Below are 19,464 nucleotides of genomic sequence, written 5' to 3' on the forward strand. Positions count from 1 at the left end.
GGCTGACGGGCGCGCGCGTCAGGATCGAGCCGCTGACGAGGCTGCCGCGCTCAAGGTGCCGCCCGCGCGGATCGGCGCCCGGACAGCCCGCGCGCGCGACGCTGCGGCTCCGGCGGATGGTCCGCGGCGGCGAGGTCGTCCAGGATCGGGCACTCGGGCCGGCCGTCCCCGCAGCAGGCCTCGGCGAGGCGCTCCAGGGTCCGGGCCATGCCTTCCAGCTCGGCGATGCGGCGGCGCAGATCCGCAATCTGCTCCTGCGCGATCGCCTTCACGCCGGCGCTCGGTCGGTCCCGGTCGCGCCAGAGGGCCAGCAGGTCCGCGATCGCCTCGATGCTGAAACCGAGGTCGCGCGCCCGGCGGATGAAGCGCAGGGTGTGCAGGTCGGCCTCGCCGTAGTGGCGATAGCCGGCGTCGGACCGGGCGGCAGGCGGCAGCAGGCCCGTCGCCTCATACCAGCGGATCATCTTGGCCGAGACGCCGGTGCGCCGGGCCGCCTCGCCGATGGTAAGGGGCGCCGCGCTCATGCCGACCTCGGAGCGAGTGCGGTGCCGCCGACGGGAGCGGGCCGGCCGCCCGCCCGGCGCAATCGCAGGGCGTTGCCGAGGACGAACACGCTGGAGAAGGCCATGGCGCCGGCCGCCAGGATCGGCGACAGCGCCGGTCCGTCGAACGGCACCAGCACGCCCGCGGCCACCGGGATCAGCGCGGCGTTGTAGGCGAAGGCCCAGAACAGGTTCTGGCCGATGTTCGTCATCACGGCCCGCGAGAGGGTCAGCGCCTCGACGAGGGCGTCGAGCGCACCCGACATCAGCACGACGTCGGCGCTCTCCACGGCGATGTCGGTGCCGGTGCCGATGGCGAGGCCGACATCGGCTTCGGCCAGAGCCGGCGCATCGTTGATGCCGTCGCCCACGAAGGCCACGGGCCCGTGCGCCGCACGGAACCGCTGCACCGCCTCCACCTTCCCGCCGGGCAGGATCCCGGCCGCCACATGGTCGATGCCGAGGCTCTTCGCGACGCCCGTGGCGGTTCCAGGATCGTCACCGGTGACCATCGCCACCACGAGGCCGCTCGCCTTCAAGGCCGCCACAGCCTCGCGGGCGCCGGCCTTCACGGGATCGGCCACCGCCAGCACGGCGGCGTGCCGGCCGTCGAGAGCGAGGTGGACGGGGCTCCTGCCGGCCCCGGCCAGACGCTCGGCGCGGGCGGCGAGATCCGGATCCCGGGCGATGCCGAGCCGGTCCAGGTAACGCGGCGCGCCGAGCGCCACGGTCCGGCCCGCGACCCGGCCGGAAACGCCGAACCCCTCCACGGCCTCGAAGCTCTCCGGATCGGGCAGGTCGAGGCCGCGGTCCCGCGCCGCCGCCACGACGGCGCCGGCCAGCGGGTGCTCGGATCGGCTCTCGAGGCCGGCAGCGAGCGCCAGCGCCTCGTCCTCCGCGACACCGCTGCGGGCGACGAAATCCGTGACCCGGGGGCGGCCCTCGGTCAGCGTACCGGTCTTGTCGAGGGCCACGACCCGCACGTCCCGCAGGCTCTGCAGCGCCGCGCCGTCGCGGAACAGGACACCCCGCGCCGCCGCGCGCCCGGTGCCGACCATGATGGCGGTCGGCGTGGCGAGCCCCATCGCGCAGGGACAGGCGATGATCAGAACCGCCACCGCGTTGACCAGCGCCGTGCCGAGGGCCGGCGCCGGCGCGAGGAGCACCCAGGCGAGGAACGTCACCGCGGCGATCCCGATCACCGCCGGCACGAAGCGCCCGGTGACCCGGTCGACCAGCGCCTGGATCGGCAGCTTGCCGCCCTGCGCCCGCTCCACCATGGCGGTGATCTGGGCGAGCACGGTGGCACCGCCCACCGCGGCGACCTCCAGGTCGAGACTGCCGCGGCCGTTGAGGGTACCGCCGACCATCCGGTCGCCGGGTGCCTTGCGCACAGGCACCGGCTCACCGGTCACCATGCTCTCGTCGACATGGCTGGTGCCGGAGACCACGACGCCGTCGGCGGCCACGCGCTCGCCCGGGCGCACCCGGACCACGTCGCCGACGCGGAGCGCGGCGAGCGGCACCTCGGCCTCCGCGCCGTCGCGGACAACGCGCGCGGTCTTGGGTGTGAGATCCATCAGCCGCGCGATGGCCTCCCCCGTCCGCCCCTTGGCCCGGGCCTCCAGGGTCCGCCCGAGCAGGATCAGGGTGACGATCAGGACGCTCGCCTCGAAGTAGAGATGAGCCGCGCCCGCGGGCAGGAGCCCGGGCGCCAGGGTCGAGACCAGCGAGTAGAGGTAGGCCGCCCCCGCCCCGAGCGCGACGAGGGCGTTCATGTCCGGGTGGCCGCGCACCAGGCCCGGCACGCCCCGCAGGAAGAAGCGCCGGCCCGGCCAGGCCAGGACCAGGGTGGCCAGGACCGCTTGGACCAGGGCCGTGATCGGGCCGCCATGCAGGCCAGGCACGATATGCCCCCCCATGTCGAAGACGACCACGGGCGCGGAGAGCAGCGCGGCGGCGATCAGGTCCCGGCGCAGGGCGCGGCCTTCCGCTTCCCGCCGGGCCGCGGGATCGATGGCCGGCGCCTCGTCGAGCGGCCGGGCCTCGTAGCCCGCCGCCTCCACGGCCGCCACGAGGTCAGGGATCGCCACCAGTCCCTCGGGATGGCGGATCGCGGCGCGACCGGTGGCGAGATTGACGGTGGCGCCGCCCACGCCCGGCACCGCCTGCAACGCTTGTTCGACGCGGCCGACGCAGCTCGCGCAGGACATCCCCTCGATCACGAGCAGGCTCTCCGCCTCCGGGACCGGATAGCCGGCCTCTGCCAGCGCCGACGCGGCGTCGGCGGGGCTTGTGCCGCCTCCGAGGACGAGGCTGGCGCGGTTGGTGGCGAGGTTCACCGCCACGTCGCGGGCACCGGGCAGCCCCTTGAGGGTGTGCTCGACCCGGCCGACACAGCTCGCACAGGACATTCCCTCGACGGGAAAACTCAAGGCGACGGGTTCCGGCATGGGAGCGGTTCCGTTCGAAGCATCCATGCACCCCAGATGGGGCTTCCCATTATGGGAAGGTCAAGGGGGCCGAGACGCCAGCCGTTGTCGAATCGCAAGCGGCCCGCCAAGCTCGCTCGCGCACGGGGCAGACGAGGATTCGAATGGTCGAACCGCTGACGATCTACGGGGATCCGGGTTCGGGAAACTGCCTGAAGGTCAAATGGGTGGCGGCCCATCTCGGGATCCCGGCGATCTGGCGCGACGTGGATGTTCCGGGCGGCGGAACGCGCACACCCGAATTCCTGGCCCTGAACCCGGCCGGCCGCGTGCCGGTCGTCGTCTTTCCCGACGGTGCGGTGCTGTCGGAATCGAACGCGATCATCGTCCATCTTGCGGACGGCTCAGCGCTTATCCCGGAGGCACCGTTCGCCCGTGCCCGCATGCTGCAATGGATGTTCTGGGAGCAGTACAGCCACGAGCCCTACATCGCGGTCCGCCGCTACCAGCTCCACTACCTCAAGCGGTCGCCGGAGGAGCTCGATCCCAAGCTCGCGGAGCGCGGCGCGGACGCGCTGCGGCTGATGGAGTCGACTCTCGAACGCGCCGCCTTCCTGGCCGGGGACGCGCTGAGCCTGGCCGACGTGGCCCTGGTCGCCTATACCCGCATGGCGCATGAGGGCGGCTTCGATCTGGCCGCCTATCCGGCGATCCGCAGCTGGGTTGCCCGCGTCGAGACCGGGCTCGGGATCGGACCCTATCCAGCGCCCGCCTGATCGGCGGCCTGCGGGATCTGCTGGGCGGCTCCGTATTCCGGGAGGCTGACCCGCACGGTTGTCCCTTGCCCGAGCGTGCTCTCGATGGCCAGCCGGCCGCGGTGCCGGTTGAGACTGTGCTTGACGATAGCGAGACCGAGCCCCGTGCCCCCACGGGCACGGCTTGAGGTCACGTCGACCCGGTAGAAGCGCTCGGTCAGGCGGGGGATGTGCTCGGGCGCGATGCCCGGCCCGTCATCGGCCACCGACAGGACGATCCGGCGGCCGAGCCGGGAATCGTCCTCCCGGGCCAGCCCGACGCTGATCTGCCCGCCGCCGTATTTCACGGCGTTCTCGATCAGGTTCTCGATCACGCGGGCGAGTTCGTCGGCGTCGCCCTGGACCGTATAGGGGCCCGCCCCGTCCTCGAAGCGGATCGTGGCCCCCCTCGCCTCGGCAAGCGGCCCCTGCGCGTCGACCATCTGTCGGGTGAGCGCCCCGAGATCGACCACGGTGGTCGGCGCCACGTGCTCCCGCAGCTCGATCCGCGACAGGGACAGCAGATCCTCGATCAGCCGGGTCATGCGCAGGGCCTGGACGCGCATGATCTCCAGGAAGCGCTCGCGGGCCTGCTCATCTTCCCGGGCCGGCCCCTGGAGGGTCTCGATGAAACCGATCAGGGTGGCGAGCGGCGTGCGCAGCTCGTGGCTGGCATTGGCGACGAAATCGACCCGCATCGCTTCCAGGCGCCGGGCGGAGGTGAGATCGCGCAGGAACAGCAGGGCGCTGACGCCCGACCCGTCGGGCATCGGCAGGGCGCCGATCTGCACCTCGAAGGTCCGTTCCAGCGGGACCCGGGTGGCGAGGGCCACCCGGCGGGGCAGGCCGGAACTCAGCACCGCCTCGACGCCGTCGAGGACCTCCGGGTCGCGCAGGGCGAACGAGAGGGGTCGGGCTTGGTGCAGGGCCGGCAGGAGGGCGCGGGCGGCCGGGTTGGCCTCCACCACCAGAGTGCGCCGGTCCACCAGGATGACCGGATCGGGGACATGGGCCAGCAGCGCTTCGGCGACGGCGTGGCGCTGCGCGGTCGCGGCGGGCCGCGGCGTCGGGGCGTCCTGGCCCCGGCCCCCGAGCCAGCCGCCGAGGCAGACCGCACCGAGGCCCGCGAGGATCAACGGAAGGTCGAGATGGCCGGCGAGCGCGGTGGCGAACCCGAGGAGACCGGCCGCGATCGCGGCGCCCGTCCAGGCCTGGGAACTGCGCGGGCGGACCGGCATGACAGGTGGCCCGGAGAGTTACCGGGAGCCGGACTCGTCGTGCCACGCCCGTCCGGACGGGCCCGCGGTCCCTTCCGGCGGCCCGGGATCGCGCGCACCTCCCGCGCGCTTGACGATCTCGTAGAGACCGAGCATCGCCAGGGCGGTGACGAAGGGCACGACGTAGTAGCAGCCCCGGAACAGGAGCAGCGAGGTCAGAACCTCGTTGCGCGGAAGGCTCGACAGGGCGAGCAGCACCGTCGCCTCGAACACGCCGATCCCGCCGGGGGCATTCGACGCGATGCCCAGCATGGCGGCGAGCACGTAGATCGCCAGGAAGGTGGTGAAGGCCAGCGTCGTCTCCTGCGGCAGCAGGACGTAGAGCACGGCCGCCGCCGCGCAGACGTCGCCGATCCCCACGATCATCTGGCCGATGGAGACCGAGGCGCCGGGCAGTTCCAAGCGCCAGTGCTTGACGGTGATGCTGCGCTTCTTGGCGGAGACCCAGGCGAGATAGCCGAGCACGAGGCCGAGCGCCGCGAGGCCGACACCCTGGTTGATCCGGATCGACGTGAAGGCGAGCCCGGCGAGCTGACCCGCCTCGATGATCAGGCTCAGGCCCAGCACCACGCCCATGCCGAGCCAGAAGGTGAAGCCCGCGATGACGGTGAGCGCCGCGATCTTGGCCGCCGACAGGCCCTGCCGGGCGTAGATCCAGTAGCGGATCGTGCCGGCGGTCAGCAGCGGGAAGCCGAGGGTGAAGCTCACCGCGTAGCTTGTGAACGAGGCGAGCGCGGTGACGCGGTACGGCACCTTGATCCGGAGCTGGCGCAGGGCCAGCGCGTCGTAGCCGGTGAGGAACAGGTAGCTGATCCCGACGAACAGGAAGGCGAGGCCGAGCTGCTCGGCGGTCGCCGCCGTGATCGCCGTGCGCACTTCCGCCCAGCTCACGCTCTGGATAAGCTTCCACAGGACGCCGAGGGAGACCGCGAACAGCACGATGCTGGCGGCCGTGCCGATCCAGGCATAGCGGCTGCGCCGGCTCTTCCGCGATGCGTCCGCGGCGTCGTGCTGGACCGGCTCGACCGGCTCGGCCGACCTCCGGTGCTGTCCCTGAAAATTCATGCCGTTCGGCGTCCGCCCTTCCGGCTGCGCGGTCCGGCCGAAGGCCTTCAGCCCGTGCCGGAGTCTCCCGGACCGCGGCCCGTTGCCCCGCATGTAGGCCGAACAGGCGCACAAGGCCAGGGAAGGCGCGGGCGGGACAGGCCTGCTATCCTCAGCTGGGCGCCCGTTCCAGGACCAGTGCAGCCTCCGCGAGGCCGCGCCGGATCCGGGCGGGCACCTCGGGCGAGGTGCAGACATAGGTCGGGCTCGGATGCGGGACCACGATGACCGGCAGATCGGGGCGGAGCACCGCGAGTGCCGGCGCGGTCCCGGCGGCGAAACGGCCGGCCAGCACCGCCACGGCGAGCCGGGGCAGCAGGTCGAGGAGCGGCGCCAGATAAGGTGCGGCGGCCGCGACCTCCCCCCGGTACGGCGCCCGGTTGAGGGCGCCCTCCGCGTGGATCAGCCAGGGCACGGCGTTCCAGATGAGGGTGTCGGCCCGACGGATGCGGGCCTCGGCGAGGAAGCGGAAGAGGTTGGCGGCGGTGCCGTTCGCGCTGTCGCGGGTGACGAAGCCCGTGCGCAGCACCGCCGGCCCCGGCGTCTCCAACAGGAGGAGCATCCGCGCGTGGACGCCACCATCCAGCGGATCGGGCACGGGGACCGGCGCGCCGCGTTCCGCCGAGATCCGATCCGCGAGCACCCGGATCGGCGCGATATGGGGCGCCCCGATCAGGGCCCGCCGGGCCGCGAGCGCATCCGGGTCGGCCAGCGATTTCGGTGCCTGCGGCTCAGCCGGCATGGAGTCCGGGGATCGCCGTGCCGAGCCGGCCCGAGAGGCGGAAGCGCTCGGTTCCCTTCTCCTGGGCGAGGCGCGCGTCGAGGCCGGCCGCGCCGCCGAACTGGAAGCCGATCTGGCTGGCATAGGCCGCGCACGCCTCCCGCTTCCGGCCTTGCGCGTCTGTATCGAGCGTCATCGTCGGCTCGGCGAGTCGCGTGAACAGCCCGGCGAGAGGCTCCCGCGGCACGGTCTCGCGCACGGTGTAGGGGAAGTCGCGCCACCACAGGATCGGCGGCAGCCCGTCGAGGCCGCGAAGCGCGCGGACCACCTGCACGTGGTCGACATGGCCGCCGATCGCCTGGGGGGCGAGGAGGAGATCGGGCCCCTCCCCGGCGATCAGGTCCGCGAGGGCCGGGGCGAGATCGGCCGCGATGCCGTCGTCGGCCCGGGTCTCGGAAAACAGTTCCGGCGCTGAGCCGTAGCCCCGGTGCGGCGCCTCCCGGAACGACAGGTGGACGGGCGGCGCGATCCCGAGCGCGGCGGCGGCGTGGGCATCCTCGTCCCGGCGCAAAGCCATGTAGTCGACCTCCGCCGGCAGCCCCTTGTCGAGCTGGCAGGCGAGCGCGAAGCCCTTCGGGTCGGCGACGCTGCCGGTGAACAGGGTCGCCATGACCACGCGCCAACCGGTCCGCGCCAGGCTTGCCAGCAGGCCGCCGCAGGAGAAGGCGGCGTCGTCGAGATGGGGTGACAGGGCGAGCGCCGTGGGCATGTTTCAGGTCACAGGACGATGTTCGTCGCGGGCGTACGGGAAATCCGAATCCGGCGGAGCCTCAAAGCAGGTGTGGCTCCGCGCGGAACCGGCAGCTCGGATCGTAGGGGAGGTCCGGTGAGAAGTCGGTGGCCGGCCTCTCGTGGAGTACGCGAGCGTAGACATCCATGATCTGCCGCCCGACGGCGTGCCAGGAATAGACCCGCCGGCACTCCTCCAGGCCGGCGGTCGCGATGCGGCGGCGCAAGCCCTCATCGGTGATGATCCGGGTCAGCGCGGCGGCCAGCGCCGGTACGTCGCCCGGATCGACCAGCAGCCCATTCTCGCCGTCGCGCAGGCAGTCGGAGACCCCGACCGCATGGCAGGAGACCGTGGCGAGCCCGGCCGCGAGCGCCTCCAGGATCGTGTTCGAGAATCCCTCCGCGTAGGTCGGCGAGACGAACACGTCGGCGCGGCGGTAGAGGTCCGGGACGGAGCCGTACTCGGCGTAGCCCGTGAAGGCGATCGCGTGCTCCGAGAAGCCGAGTTCAGCCGCCAGCGCCTGCGCGGGCTCCACGTCGGGTCCGATGCCGGAGATCGTGGCGGCGAACAGCGTGCCGTGCTGGCGCAGGATCGCCAGGGCGTTGATGAAATCGAGCACGCCTTTCCGGCGGTCGACGCGGCCGTGGTAGAACAGCCGCACCGGGCCCGCATGGGGAGCCGGCAGGCCATCGGGCGTGCCCTGCGCGAAGCGATCGGTGTCGACCGCGCCGGGCACGATCGTGAAGCGGGCGGGGTCGGAGCCGAGCCGCTCGCAGACCTCGTCCACGAAAGAAGCGCCGCCGATCAGCAGCGCGTTGGCGTGGGCCAGAACCTCGCACATGGCGACGCGGTGGGTCTCGCAGCAGGACCCGACCCAGTGGCCGTCGCCGCCCTGGATCGAGACGACGCTCGGCACCCCGAGCTTCCGCGCGGCGAGCAGCACCGCCCAGCCGGTCGGATAGCCGTACTGTGCGTGCAGCACGTCGAAGGGCTTCTGAGCGTGCTCCCGGCAGATCACCTCGACCATCGTGGCGATGTCGCGCTCGAAATCGCCAGCGGCCTGCTCGCCGAGCTGCTCGAGGCCGATCACCCGGACACCCGGCACCGGCGGCGGCGGCCCGCCGCCATAGACCCGGGTGCCGAAGGCGTCGCCGCGGTACTGCGAGACCATCGTCACGTCGTGGCCGGCGCCGACCAGCTCGCGCAGCAGGTTCTGCGCGTAGACGCTCATCCCGGATATCGCCGGAAAGTAGCGGCGGCTGAGGAAGAGAATTCTCATTGGGCGGCGCCCGCAGTCCGGCAGAGGGGAGCGCCCCAGAGCCCCCTCTCCCGCAAGGGAGAGGGGACCCGCGCTCGATCCGCTATGCGGCGCGGTCCGGCCCTCACTGCCATTGCCGCCGGGTCTCCTGCTCGCCGGCGAGGACCGGGCCGGGGCGCCGGCAGCCGCGGAGGAATTCAAGCGCCCGCGGGATCATCACGTCCGCCCGGTGGCTCTCGCGGGAGAGCTCGACGCAGATCAGCTTGCCGAAGCCGACCTCCTCCAGCGCCTCAAGTACGCCCGGCACGTCCATGTCGCCCTCGCCGAAGGGCAGGTGGATGTGGCTGCCGCGCTTCATATCCTCGACCGCCACGGTGCCGATCCGGTCGGCAAATTCCCGCACGGCTGCGGCCGGCTCGCGCTCGCCGGTGACGAGGCAATGGCCGGTGTCGAGGGCGAGCTTCAGCCCCGGCACGTCGAGGGCCGCGAAGTCGTCCAGCGTCTCGATGAGCATGCCGGGCTCGGGCTCAAGGCAGGGCACCACCCCGGACGCAGTGGCGAAGGCCGTGACCTCATGCAGCCCCTCGACCAGCCAGTGGCGGGCTTCGCCGCGATCGACGCCGGGCTTCGGCACGCCCGCCCAGAACGAGACCGCCTCCGCGCTCAGCATGGCGCCGATCTCGATGGCCCGCTTGAGGAAGCCGACCCGCCGGGCCCGACCCGCGGCGTCGGCCGTCACCAGCGTCGGCTCGTGCTTGGCGTTGGGGTCGAGCAGGAAGCGCGCCCCCGTCTCGATGACGCAGGTCAGCTCCAGCTTCTCGAGCAGGCTCGCCACCCGTCCGGCCTCAGCGGCCCAGTTTTCGGCGAACGGATCGAGGTGGTGGATGTCGAGCGTCAGAGCCACGCCGTCGTAGCCCGCCGCCTTGATCAGGTGGATCGCGTCGTCGAGGCGGTGGTTGGCCGCGCCGTTGGTGTTGTAGGCGAAGCGAAGCGTCATGCTGCCCTCCCCTGCCGCTGGACGAGCCGGAACGGCGCATGGTGCGATTCCGGCTCGCGGTAGAGCGGATAGTGCCGCCCGACGATCTGCTCGGCCAGAGCGACGTCGAACAGCGGCTGGCCGCCGAACCGTTCCAGCGCCTCCGGGGTGAGGCGCACCGGGCGTAAGGCGTCGCTCTCGGTTCCGAAGCGGATCAGCGGGTGGTCGCGGTCGAGGAGCTTGCGCGTGTTGCGCTCGCCGATCCGGTAGTAGCTCATGGTCTCGACCTCGAGCCCCGGCACGATCGCCTTCACGACGCCGACCCCGCCGCCGGCGGGGGTGCAGTCGACGTAGAGCACGTCGAACCCGGCCTCCAGCAGCCGGTCGCAGGCGATCTTCCCGCGGGCATGTCCGTCGGCGGCCGGGGTGGAGGGCAGTTCCGCGAAGCGCTTGGTGCCTCGCTCCGAATAGACGGTATCGGCGAGCACGCCGCGCAGATCGGCGGCGGGCATCTGAATCCATTCGAGCATCGCCTGCAGGGCGCGGCTCTCCTCAAGATCGAGGCTCGGAAGGGCCTTCTGGATGAACGCGTCGACATAGCCCGGCGGCGTCACCGTGGCGGCCATGCCGAGCGGCCCGTGTCCGAAGGTCTTGCGCACCCGCGCCGCCTGAAATTCCAGCAGTGCCTTGCGGAGCGCCCGCTCCCGGTCCGGGTCGCAGGCCTCGCCGCAGGCCGAGAGGGCGATCGGCGCCGGGGTGCGCGCCGGATCCTCGTCGTAGCCGACGACATAAAGATTGGTCAGGCCGAACTGGTCGGTGGCGAATTTCGGCAGCGCGCGGATGCCCAGCTCCTTCAGCCGGGCCAGCATCGCGGCGTTCTCCGGGCCGATCCCGTCGAGATCGAGCATCACGCCCTGATCGAGCGCCCGGAACAGCAGGCCGTTGCCGTCCCGCTGCAGCAGTTCCAGAACCCCGTGGCCCAGCGCGAAGGGCACGTCCGGCCCGGCGCCAAGACCGTTGGTGATCAGGTTGGTGAAGGGCTTGTAGCCCTCCGACAGCTCGAAATAGTCGGTGGCGGCGACGTCCAGGGGCATCAGCACGATCTCGCCCGTGGCATGCCGGACGGTCGGCGTCCATTCGAGCACCGTGTCGCGCCCGACCGGCGAGCCGGCCGGCAGGCAGAGGGTGAGCGGGTCGGCCACGGACTTGGCGCCGTAAACGCGCGCGAGATCGGTGTAGCTCGCCCGCTCCTTGGCCCGCGGCAGCACCGCCAGCGAGGGCATCAGGTTCTCGGCGATCTCCGCCACGGCGCCGATCAGCGCTTCGTCATCGGTTGCGCCGTAGCCGATGCCCGACGGCATCGCGCCCACGAAGAACGGATCGTCGAGGAAGAGAGCCACGAACCAGACTGGGATGCCGGTGCGGTCGAGCGGCGCCAGGGGGAAGCCGACGACGCGCCCCTCCGGCAGGACATCGAGATAGGCCTTGACCGGATCGGGAAGGGTCCCGGGCAGGCCCTCGATCGGCCGCTTGGCACCGAAGCGGTAGGGGCGCGGCGCCTTGATCCGCTCGTGGCGGGCGCGGTCATCCTGCTCGTGGAAGGCGTCTGCGTTGCTCAAGTCGTGTTCCCGTCTGCCTCGAACCGTCGCCTGCGCCCCATCCCATCCATCCCCTCATCCTGAGGCGGCGGGTGGGAGATGCATGGGTTGGTCGCGTGATTGAGTATCCTGTCCGCTACCCCTGCCTGTAGGCGCGGGCGACGAGCCGCATCGTGTGAAGGTCGCGGGACGCCGAGTACGCCGCCTGCTCCTCGGGCCGGCGCAGCGCCGAGCCGAAGGCGCGCACCTGCTCAGTGAAGGGCGAGCTGTCGGCGTCGAAGGCGAGCGGTTCGGAGCGCCCGGTCGCGCCGTCGATGAAGACGAGCGATCCGCCGGCCGTCTGACCCATCGTATTCTCGGCGACGAGCAGGCCCTTCGTGCCGACCACCTCCAGACGTCGGCGGGGCAGCGCGTCGGGACAATTGTAGGCGACGTGCAGGCTCGCCAGCGCACCGCTCTCCGTGCGCCCGATCAACAGGGCGCCGTCGTCGACTGCGTAATCCTGGGCCCTGGTCTGGGTCAGGGCCGCGATGGTGGTGATCGGCTCGCCGAGCAGGAAATCCACGAGGTCAAGCCCGTGCGGGGCGAGATCCATCAGCGCGCCGCCGCCGGCCTGGACGACATCGATCCGCCAGTTGGGCTGGCCGGCCTCCGACCAGTCACGGCCGAGCCAGCAGGCGTAGACGATCCGCACGGCCGTCACGGTGCCGAGCCGCCCGGCCTCGACCTGGGCACGGATCGTCCGGTGCGCCGGATGATGCCGCTGGTCGAAGGCCGTCCCGTAGAAGATCCTTCGAGATTCGACCGCGTGAGCGATGGCCTCTGCGTCGGCGAGCGTCGCCGCCATGGGCTTCTCACACAGGATCGCCTTTCCGGCGGCGGCCAGAGCCTCAACGGCGCCGCGGTGGAGGTGGTTCGGCGTCGCCACGTAGACCGCCTCGACCTCGGGCTCGGTGAGGAGGCCGGCGAGGTTGGCATGGCCGCGTGCGCCGGCGCGCTCGGCCGCGGCGCGGCTGTCCGGGTCCGGATCGCAGACTGCGACCAGCCGGTGCCCAGCGGCGCGGATGCCCGGCTCCATGTAGTCGCGGGCGACCCAGCCGTAGCCGACGATGCCCCAGCCGACCCCGTCCATCACCACCGCTCCGGCAGGTCGACGAATTCGCGCACGCGGACACGCTGCGTCTCCGGCGCATCGACGCCGCCATCGAAGGTCAGCTCTTCGGGTCCGGGCGAGCGCATCGGATAGGTCGCGCGGGGGGCGTATTCCGCCTCGTAGCGTTCCGAGGGCCAGCGGATGACGTAGCCGCCTTGGTCGGATGCTTGACGGCCCTCCTGCGGATGTGACGCGGGTCCCCTCTCCCGTGCGGGGGAGGGACAGGGTGAGGGGTGGGCGGCTTCCGGGGAGGAAGCGTCTTGAACGCGCGTCGATGGCGCGCTCGGTCCTGAACCTTCCAGACCCTCTCCCGCACGGGAGAGGGAGCGGGTCGCGTCCGCTGCGGCTGGCACGTAGAGCGGGTTGAGCCGCAACACGGTCCCGGGCTTCGGCAGAGTCAGACCGTCGACCAGCGCACGGGGCGCCGGGCGCATACCGGGACCGCACACCACCGAGAACGCCTCGCATGTCCGCAGAGCCAACGGTTCCTGCGGGCCCGGCGCCCGTGCTGCGACGAGCGCCCGCGTCAGTTCTGCGTCGTCGTAGACCAGGGCGTCGGGAAACAGCTCGGCGATCTCCTCGGCGGTCACCCCCCGCCCGGCCGAGAAGCCCGGGCAGTCGCGGTTGTGGATGTGGCTCAGCGCCAGCCAGCCATCGTCGCCCGCGTTCTGGCGGAGGCAGTCGAGCAGGATCGCCTTGTCGTCGAGGAAGTAGAAGGCGTCGTTGCAGGCGACGAGGTCGACCGGCGCGCCCGTGATCGGCCAGTGCGGCGAGCCCGCATCGAAGCAGACGAGTTGCGCCTTCTCGCCCACCACCCAGTGCCGGGCGACCCAGAGCTTGGCGAAGACCACGTCGGCACCCGCAACCTTGCAGCCGCGGCGCTGAAGCTCGCGCAGGTAATGGCCGATGCCGCAGGCGAACTCGAAGACGCAAGCCGGCTCGTTCCAGTGCGCCTCCAGCAGCGACAGGCCGGCCAGAAAGGTCGGGTCACTCCAGCGATGCAGGAAGTAGTCGCCGACGCGACCCCACCCCAGCCATTGGACGGCTTCGCGAAGCGTCGCCGTGCGCCGGTCCTTGATGAGGCGGATGATCCCCGCGGGATCGGCGGGCGGCCCGTTCCACCAATCGTCTTGGTCGACCAGAAGCGCGGCCAGCGCCTCGTCAGGCTCACCCGCGTCGAGATGGGCCAGCACACGCTCGACCAGCGCCTCGCGGCCGACCCGCAGGTACGGGATGCCGTCGATCACGGGCCAGCGCGCGCCGGTCCCCGCATCGCGCAGGGCGTGCGGGCCGTCGGCCTTCAGCGGGTTGCCGGTGTCCGGCGATATGAGTTCGAACGGGATCATGGCTCTCGGGACCGCCCGGGCAGATGGGCGGCGGGGTCCGGCGATCAAGGGATGCGCATGTCGGCGAGGACACGATCGTGGAAACCCTTAACCGGGCCGGCATGAACCAATTCCCACTCGTCGAGCACCATACCCATCGTGGTCGAGGCCCCGCGCAGGTGCTGGGCGATCTGAAGGACCCGGTCGATGCAGTCCGCCGCGTGGAAGGCACGGCCCTCCGCGGTGGCGTCATCCGGCAGCACCGCGCGGGCGCGCTCGACCTGGCCCCGCAGCGGCTCGGCGAGTTCGGCGAGCGCCCAGGCGGTGGTCGTAGCCATGATCGGGCCGAGATGGCCGCCGAGCAGCATCTCGCCGGTGAAGCCGGCATCGGGCATCGCGGCGTTGTGGAAGTGATGCGCCATCGCGGCCAGGAACACGGTCCCGGGGTCCGCCCGGTAGAACGGGCTGAGACAGACGCCGTAGACCGCCACCATCAGGCAATGTTCGGCATGGTTCTCCGGCGGTTCCAGCAGGATCCGGGCACGGCCGGGACAGGTCACGCCAGCGCGCGGCTGCTGCGCCAGGGCTGCGACGAAGCCCGGCAGCGATCCGGGCTGGCCCGCCGGACGCGGCGCGAGCCGCGCGCGCAAGCGGGCCCGAAGATCCGGATCGAGCATTCCGGTCACCGCATCGAAGCCTGCGACCAGCACCGCCGAGGCCGCCTCCTCCGAGAGGCCCGCCGCGGTCAGAAAAGCCGCGTCGAGATCGCAAAGGCGCGTCGCCGCGAGCGTGACCGCGGCGATGTCGAGGGCGACCTCATCGGGCGGGGTCCCGCCGGTGAGGAGGCCCCACCCCTGCGCGAACAGCCGCTCGGCGATCGATCCCTGGCGGCCCGCCGAGCGGACGCGCTTGAGATCGTTCATCTCGACCAGGAGGTCGCGCAGCGCCTCCGGCGCGGCGGCGCCGGAGAGGGGCGGTTGGGTCTCGCTTGGCATCGTGTCCTTCCGGAAGCCGCCCTCGATCGCGACGACGCCTAGTGTACGCCCAGCCAGTCGCGGAGCATTTGCTCCTGCTTGCCGAAGGCGTGCTCCGGCCCGTGGCCGTTCTTCACCATGGGGGCCTTGAAGAAGGTCGAGAGCTGCTCCTGAACCCCACCCTCGCCGCGCGTGTGGGCGAGATCGAGCACGCGGGCGATCTCGATGACGAGCGGTGCGGCCAGGATGGAATCCTTGCAGAGGAAGTTGACCTTGATCTGCATCCGCTGGCCCATGAAGCCGGTGACGTCGATGTTGTCCCAGGCTTCCTTGTCGTCGCCGCGCGGGCGGTAATAGTGAATGTGCACGAGGTGGTCCTCAACCGGGTATCCGAGGATCGAGTCGAGTACCGTGCCCTTGGTGTTGAGCTTCGACTGCAGCGAGTTCGGGTCATTGAGGGCGAGGCCGTCGCGATTGCCGAGGATGTTGGTCGAGAACCAGCCGTCGACATGCAGCGCGCGCGCCTTAAGCGCCGGGGCCAGGACGGTCTTCATCATGGTCTGGCCGGTCTTGCCGTCCTTGCCGGCGACAGGGACGTTCATCTCCTTGGCGAGTTCGAGCAGCGCCGGCACGTCGGCGGCCACGCTCGGCGTGAAGTTGGCGTAGGGGATGCCGCTCTTGATCGCCGCGTAGGCGTAGAGCATCGCGGGCGAGATCGCCTCGTCGCTCGAATCCAGCCCCTTCTCGAAGGCCGCGGTGGAGTTCAGGGTCGGGTCGTCGAGGTCGGGCCAGCGCTCGGTCGAGGCGAGGTTCACCACCACGACGTCATCGAGGTTGCTCTCCTTCTGGAAGCGGCGGAGATCGTTGGCGATCACCGAGACCGCCTCGCGGTGGTCCTTGGCGACGATCCGGTTCTGGCCGTCGATGTTCTTGCAGAACTTGGCGCTGCCCACCGCCGGCCAGGGGGTGATGCCCTTGAGGGCCTGGACGCCGTTCTCGATGTCGTCCTTCGAGAGAACACCGTGGCCGCTCGCGGCCGCGGCGAGGTCGTCACCGTTGAGGTCCCAGCCGCCGAAGACGAGATCCTTGTAGTCGGCCATGCCCGCCACGGAGAGGCCGGCGAGCGGCAGCCCGTCGAGCCGGTTCGAGCCGGATTTGATCATCTCAATGCCGGCGATGGCGGTGGTGGCGACGGCGCCCCCCATACCAACGAACGCGACACCGACGCGGCGACCGGACTGCATGCTCATCGGAAACTGATGTCCTTTTGCGGACGCGGGTGGCGTCTTGGGACGGAAAGTTCGCCCCCCTGGGGCCGTACCTAACTGGCTCGAAGGTGCGGCGTTCCAAGCCGAATGCGACAACTTTGCGCCTGCGCCGCCCTGAAGCGCGGCCCGTTCAGGGCGTTAACGCGCCCTTAAAAGGCAGGGTTAACCCTTCCTTGACCGTGCCACGCTTGGATCACGGGGCCGTCCCATTCTGGTCACGGCCGGCGCCGATACGGCCGCCGCTTCAAGGAACCCGGCCGCCAGACGCCGGGCCGACACAAGGAACGATCTGAAGAGGACCAGTGATGGGGGTTTTCCCGGAGCCGGCGCGTTGCGCCGACGACGTGAGCCGACTCGCGCCGATCGCGAGCCAGTTTAAGGATGAAGCCGTGGCGTGGCTGCCGCGGGCCGGCCGCGAAGCGGAGCGCCGGTCACTTCGCCGCACAAGCCGGAACGGGGCTCGCCGGAGCGGGATCCGCCGGCTCTCCGGGACGCTGGCCCTGGGCCTCGTCGCCGGATTCGGACTGCCGCAGGCTGCCTTCGCGCCCGCCTATTTCGCGCCCCCCGCGCAGGCTCACGACCGGGTCGATACCAGTCCGCGCGCCGCGCAGGCGCTCACCGCCGGGACGTCCGCTCGGGATATGTCCCTCCGATCGACGCTCGACGGAGACCCGTCGCCGGAGGCACCGACCGAGGCGGCGTCCGCCTGGAACGGCTTGCCCGTTCCGGAGCAGGAGCCCGCCACCACGGCGCTGATCCAGGAGGACCTCGCGGCCCTGCCGCAGGTGACGCAGGAGCAGGGCGAGGACGCGGTCAAGTTCGGCGAGCGCACCGTGCCGCGCAAGGTGGTCGACACGATCGTGAAGGCCTCCGACGAGGCTGGCGTCGATCCCGTCTACATGATGGCGCTCGCCGACAAGGAATCGAGCTTCGACACGGATGCCAAGGCGGCGACCTCCTCGGCACAGGGCCTGTTCCAGTTCGTGGCCCGCACGTGGCTGGAGATGATCCGCGACTACGGCGCCCGCTACGGGCTGGCCGAGGAGGCCGCTGCCGTGAAGGGCCGGGGCTCAGCAATTACTGTCACCAACGGCATGCGCGCCCGGGTGCTCGGCCTGCGCAACGATCCGCGCGTGGCGGCCTTGATGGCGGCCGAGTTGGTCAAGCGCGATCGCGAGCGGATCGAGGCCCGGGTCGGCCGGGCCCTCACGACGACCGAACTGTACCTCGCCCATTTCTTCGGCACCGCCAGCGCCGGGCGCTTCCTGTGGCTCTCCTCCGAGAAGCCCGATGAGGTCGCGGGGCGTGAGTTCCGCAGCGCCGCGCGGGCCAATCGCAGCCTGTTCACCGAGAAGGCGGGCGGCAAGCGCCGCAGCCTGACCGTGGCCGAACTTCACGAACGGATCGACGACATGATCGACCGGCGCCTGACCCGCTACCAGGGCGTCACTGCGGTGGCGGAGGCGCTCGACAAGGCCCCCGCCCAGACCGAGATTGCCTCCGGTGACACCGGCAGGAATGCAGGCAGCCGCCGCATCGAGGTGACGGAGGCGCTGCCGCCGGACGGCGTCTGAAGCCGCGAGATACGCCGCATTCGGCGCGGGACGGATCTGTCCGCCCCGCATCAATGCCCCCCTGCCGGCGCCCCGCCGCCGAGCTTGACGCTCTTCAGGCTCAGCGCCAGCGGCACCGCGCAGGCGGCGACGAGGCCGAGGACCCAGAACACGTCGATATAGGCCCAGTAGGCGACCTGCGTGCTCAGCACGCTGCCGAGCCAGGCGGTGGCCTGGTTCTGCGCTTCGACGCCGGCATAGCCGTGCTCGGAGAAGTACTGAGTCGCCTGCCGCATCGTCTCCTGATAGGCGGGCTCGGCCGGGTTGATGCTCTCGACCAGCCGGCTCTGGTGGAACTGACTCCGGTAGGCCAGCATGTTCTGCGCCAGCGAGACGCCCATCGAGCCGCCGACATTGCGGGCGACGTTGATCAGCGCGGAGGCCTGATCGGTCTGGTCCTTGCGGATCCCCTCGTAGGAGGCCGAGGTGATCGACAGGAACACCATCGGCAGGCCGATACCGATATAGACGCGCGACCACGCGAAGAACGCGAAGGTCGTGGTGCCGTTGAGCCGCGTCAGGTCGTACATCCCGAGCGCCACGATCGTCATGCCGGTGGCGATCAGCCATTTCGGCTGCACGTAGGACGAGATCCGGCCTGTGAGGAACATCATCACCACCGTGACGATGCCGCCGGGCCCGAGCACGAGGCCCGACAGGGTGGCGGTGTAGCCGTAATATTCCTGTGTGATCTGCGGGATGAACTGCGTGGTGGCGATCAGGATCGCCCCGGTGAACATCATCACCAGAAAGCAGGAGCCGAACTGGCGGTTGCCGATGAGACTCAGATCAACGGCCGGGTTCTTCTTGTTCAGGAGCCACGGAATCATGGCCACGAACGAGACCACCATCAGCACGCCGGACACGTTCATCAGCGTCGAGGTGCCGAACCAATCCTTCCGCTGACCCTCGTCGAGGATCACCTCCAGGGAGCCGAGGAACAGGGCGACCAGAACGAAGCCGACGATGTCGAAGCGGATGCCCTTGCGCACCAGGGCGCGGCGCTCCTTCTTGGCGGCCTTGCTGTCCTCGATGAGCCAGTACATCAGCCCCAGCGCGATCACGCCCACGGGGCCGTTGATCAAGAAGCACCAGTGCCAGGAGGCGTTGTCCGAGAGCCATCCGCCGAGCGTCGGCCCGATCACCGGCGCCACCACGATGGCGACGCCGTAGAGCGCGAAGGCCTGGCCCCGCTTCGCCGGCGGGAAGGAATCTGCCAGGATCGACTGGGCCAGCGGCGCCATGCCGCCGCCGCCCAGCCCCTGCAGCACCCGGAAGAGGAGCAGGGATTCCAGGCTCCAGGCGAAGCCGCACAGGATCGACGAGATGGTGAACAGCGCCACCGACCACATGAAAAACGCCTTGCGGCCGTAGCGCTTGGCCAGGAAGCTCGACGCCGTCAGCGTGATGGCGTTGGCCACGAGGTAGCTCGTCACCACCCAGGCCGCCTCGTCGGGGCCGACTGCGAGCCCGCCCGAGATGTAGCGCAGCGCCACGTTGGCGATGGTGGTGTCGAGCACCTCCATGAAGGTCGCGAGCGCCACGACGCCAGCGATCAGCCACGGATTGTGTCCGCCCGGCGCCATGCCGGATGAGGCTTGGCCCATCCGGGGCTTATCCGAGTTCGGCTTGCGCCCGG

16 protein-coding genes are annotated in these 19,464 nt (G+C 71.0%); 2 read left to right on the forward strand and 14 right to left on the reverse strand.

Annotated features, from left to right (window positions below; genetic code table 11):
- Positions 1 to 50: 50 nt before the first annotated feature.
- Both cueR and ACYCO6_RS27620 read right to left on the reverse strand, forming a co-directional pair.
- Complete coding sequence (gene cueR / locus ACYCO6_RS27615; RefSeq protein WP_459765289.1) at positions 51 to 524, reverse strand: Cu(I)-responsive transcriptional regulator; 474 nt, start codon at positions 522 to 524, stop codon at positions 51 to 53.
- Positions 521 to 2,995 (reverse strand): heavy metal translocating P-type ATPase, encoded by a 2,475-nt coding sequence (locus tag ACYCO6_RS27620; protein WP_459765291.1) that lies wholly within the window; start codon positions 2,993 to 2,995, stop codon positions 521 to 523. Before ACYCO6_RS27620 ends, cueR begins: the two co-directional genes overlap by 4 nt.
- 143 nt (positions 2,996 to 3,138) lie before the next feature.
- Here ACYCO6_RS27620 and ACYCO6_RS27625 point away from each other — a divergent pair, with 143 nt between their 5' ends.
- Positions 3,139 to 3,750 carry a glutathione S-transferase family protein gene (locus ACYCO6_RS27625; protein WP_459765293.1) on the forward strand — a complete coding sequence of 204 codons (612 nt, stop codon included), beginning with the start codon at positions 3,139 to 3,141 and terminating at the stop codon, positions 3,748 to 3,750.
- On the opposite strand, the gene ACYCO6_RS27630 is transcribed toward ACYCO6_RS27625, so the two are convergent.
- The 11 genes from ACYCO6_RS27630 to ACYCO6_RS27680 all read right to left on the reverse strand — a co-directional run bounded on the left by ACYCO6_RS27630 (position 3,732) and on the right by ACYCO6_RS27680 (position 16,194).
- Positions 3,732 to 5,006: an ATP-binding protein gene (locus ACYCO6_RS27630; protein WP_459765295.1), complete on the reverse strand. Its 1,275-nt coding sequence runs from the start codon at positions 5,004 to 5,006 to the stop codon at positions 3,732 to 3,734. The genes ACYCO6_RS27625 and ACYCO6_RS27630 overlap by 19 nt on opposite strands.
- An 18-nt stretch (positions 5,007 to 5,024) precedes the next feature.
- Positions 5,025 to 6,110 (reverse strand): lysylphosphatidylglycerol synthase domain-containing protein, encoded by a 1,086-nt coding sequence (locus tag ACYCO6_RS27635; RefSeq protein WP_459765297.1) that lies wholly within the window; start codon positions 6,108 to 6,110, stop codon positions 5,025 to 5,027.
- Positions 6,111 to 6,261: 151 nt separating this feature from the next.
- Positions 6,262 to 6,891 (reverse strand): uracil-DNA glycosylase, encoded by a 630-nt coding sequence (locus tag ACYCO6_RS27640; RefSeq protein ID WP_459765299.1) that lies wholly within the window; start codon positions 6,889 to 6,891, stop codon positions 6,262 to 6,264.
- A complete protein-coding gene (locus ACYCO6_RS27645) occupies positions 6,881 to 7,639 on the reverse strand; it encodes a PIG-L deacetylase family protein (RefSeq protein ID WP_459765301.1) in 759 nt (252 codons plus the stop codon). Before ACYCO6_RS27645 ends, ACYCO6_RS27640 begins: the two co-directional genes overlap by 11 nt.
- A gap of 61 nt (positions 7,640 to 7,700) precedes the next feature.
- The gene (locus ACYCO6_RS27650) at positions 7,701 to 8,939 is read right to left on the reverse strand and encodes a glycosyltransferase family 4 protein (RefSeq protein ID WP_459765303.1); all 1,239 of its coding nucleotides are present in this window, start codon (positions 8,937 to 8,939) and stop codon (positions 7,701 to 7,703) included.
- 103 nt (positions 8,940 to 9,042) lie between these two features.
- Positions 9,043 to 9,915 carry a sugar phosphate isomerase/epimerase family protein gene (locus ACYCO6_RS27655; RefSeq protein WP_459765305.1) on the reverse strand — a complete coding sequence of 291 codons (873 nt, stop codon included), beginning with the start codon at positions 9,913 to 9,915 and terminating at the stop codon, positions 9,043 to 9,045.
- A complete protein-coding gene (locus tag ACYCO6_RS27660) occupies positions 9,912 to 11,513 on the reverse strand; it encodes a YcaO-like family protein (RefSeq protein WP_459765307.1) in 1,602 nt (533 codons plus the stop codon). The genes ACYCO6_RS27655 and ACYCO6_RS27660 overlap by 4 nt, the downstream gene beginning before the upstream one ends.
- A 115-nt stretch (positions 11,514 to 11,628) precedes the next feature.
- Positions 11,629 to 12,624 carry a Gfo/Idh/MocA family protein gene (locus ACYCO6_RS27665; RefSeq protein WP_459765309.1) on the reverse strand — a complete coding sequence of 332 codons (996 nt, stop codon included), beginning with the start codon at positions 12,622 to 12,624 and terminating at the stop codon, positions 11,629 to 11,631.
- A complete protein-coding gene (locus tag ACYCO6_RS27670) occupies positions 12,624 to 13,991 on the reverse strand; it encodes a class I SAM-dependent methyltransferase (RefSeq protein WP_459765311.1) in 1,368 nt (455 codons plus the stop codon). The genes ACYCO6_RS27665 and ACYCO6_RS27670 overlap by 1 nt, the downstream gene beginning before the upstream one ends.
- Before the next feature lie 44 nt (positions 13,992 to 14,035).
- The gene (locus ACYCO6_RS27675) at positions 14,036 to 14,965 is read right to left on the reverse strand and encodes a hypothetical protein (protein WP_459765313.1); all 930 of its coding nucleotides are present in this window, start codon (positions 14,963 to 14,965) and stop codon (positions 14,036 to 14,038) included.
- 38 nt (positions 14,966 to 15,003) lie between these two features.
- On the reverse strand, positions 15,004 to 16,194 hold the full coding sequence (locus tag ACYCO6_RS27680) for an inositol-3-phosphate synthase (protein ID WP_459765315.1): 1,191 nt from the start codon (positions 16,192 to 16,194) through the stop codon (positions 15,004 to 15,006).
- A gap of 323 nt (positions 16,195 to 16,517) precedes the next feature.
- On the opposite strand from ACYCO6_RS27680, the gene ACYCO6_RS27685 reads away from it, so the two are divergent.
- Positions 16,518 to 17,786 carry a transglycosylase SLT domain-containing protein gene (locus ACYCO6_RS27685; RefSeq protein ID WP_459765317.1) on the forward strand — a complete coding sequence of 423 codons (1,269 nt, stop codon included), beginning with the start codon at positions 16,518 to 16,520 and terminating at the stop codon, positions 17,784 to 17,786.
- Between the two features lie 50 nt (positions 17,787 to 17,836).
- Here ACYCO6_RS27685 and ACYCO6_RS27690 read toward each other — a convergent pair whose 3' ends face one another.
- The gene (locus ACYCO6_RS27690) at positions 17,837 to 19,432 is read right to left on the reverse strand and encodes a DHA2 family efflux MFS transporter permease subunit (protein ID WP_459773761.1); all 1,596 of its coding nucleotides are present in this window, start codon (positions 19,430 to 19,432) and stop codon (positions 17,837 to 17,839) included.
- Between the last annotated feature and the right edge of the window lie 32 nt (positions 19,433 to 19,464).

Source organism: Methylobacterium sp. CM6257, assembly GCF_054611515.1.

What these genes read in the sequence shown, in the direction of transcription:
- cueR (WP_459765289.1), bottom strand. Translation starts at nt 524, where the DNA reads ATGAGCGCGGCGCCCCTTACCATCGGCGAGGCGGCCCGGCGCACCGGC.
- ACYCO6_RS27620 (WP_459765291.1), bottom strand. Translation starts at nt 2,995, where the DNA reads ATGCCGGAACCCGTCGCCTTGAGTTTTCCCGTCGAGGGAATGTCCTGT.
- ACYCO6_RS27625 (WP_459765293.1), top strand. Translation starts at nt 3,139, where the DNA reads ATGGTCGAACCGCTGACGATCTACGGGGATCCGGGTTCGGGAAACTGC.
- ACYCO6_RS27630 (WP_459765295.1), bottom strand. Translation starts at nt 5,006, where the DNA reads ATGCCGGTCCGCCCGCGCAGTTCCCAGGCCTGGACGGGCGCCGCGATC.
- ACYCO6_RS27635 (WP_459765297.1), bottom strand. Translation starts at nt 6,110, where the DNA reads ATGAATTTTCAGGGACAGCACCGGAGGTCGGCCGAGCCGGTCGAGCCG.
- ACYCO6_RS27640 (WP_459765299.1), bottom strand. Translation starts at nt 6,891, where the DNA reads ATGCCGGCTGAGCCGCAGGCACCGAAATCGCTGGCCGACCCGGATGCG.
- ACYCO6_RS27645 (WP_459765301.1), bottom strand. Translation starts at nt 7,639, where the DNA reads ATGCCCACGGCGCTCGCCCTGTCACCCCATCTCGACGACGCCGCCTTC.
- ACYCO6_RS27650 (WP_459765303.1), bottom strand. Translation starts at nt 8,939, where the DNA reads ATGAGAATTCTCTTCCTCAGCCGCCGCTACTTTCCGGCGATATCCGGG.
- ACYCO6_RS27655 (WP_459765305.1), bottom strand. Translation starts at nt 9,915, where the DNA reads ATGACGCTTCGCTTCGCCTACAACACCAACGGCGCGGCCAACCACCGC.
- ACYCO6_RS27665 (WP_459765309.1), bottom strand. Translation starts at nt 12,624, where the DNA reads ATGGACGGGGTCGGCTGGGGCATCGTCGGCTACGGCTGGGTCGCCCGC.
- ACYCO6_RS27670 (WP_459765311.1), bottom strand. Translation starts at nt 13,991, where the DNA reads ATGATCCCGTTCGAACTCATATCGCCGGACACCGGCAACCCGCTGAAG.
- ACYCO6_RS27675 (WP_459765313.1), bottom strand. Translation starts at nt 14,965, where the DNA reads ATGCCAAGCGAGACCCAACCGCCCCTCTCCGGCGCCGCCGCGCCGGAG.
- ACYCO6_RS27680 (WP_459765315.1), bottom strand. Translation starts at nt 16,194, where the DNA reads ATGAGCATGCAGTCCGGTCGCCGCGTCGGTGTCGCGTTCGTTGGTATG.
- ACYCO6_RS27685 (WP_459765317.1), top strand. Translation starts at nt 16,518, where the DNA reads ATGGGGGTTTTCCCGGAGCCGGCGCGTTGCGCCGACGACGTGAGCCGA.
- ACYCO6_RS27690 (WP_459773761.1), bottom strand. Translation starts at nt 19,432, where the DNA reads ATGGGCCAAGCCTCATCCGGCATGGCGCCGGGCGGACACAATCCGTGG.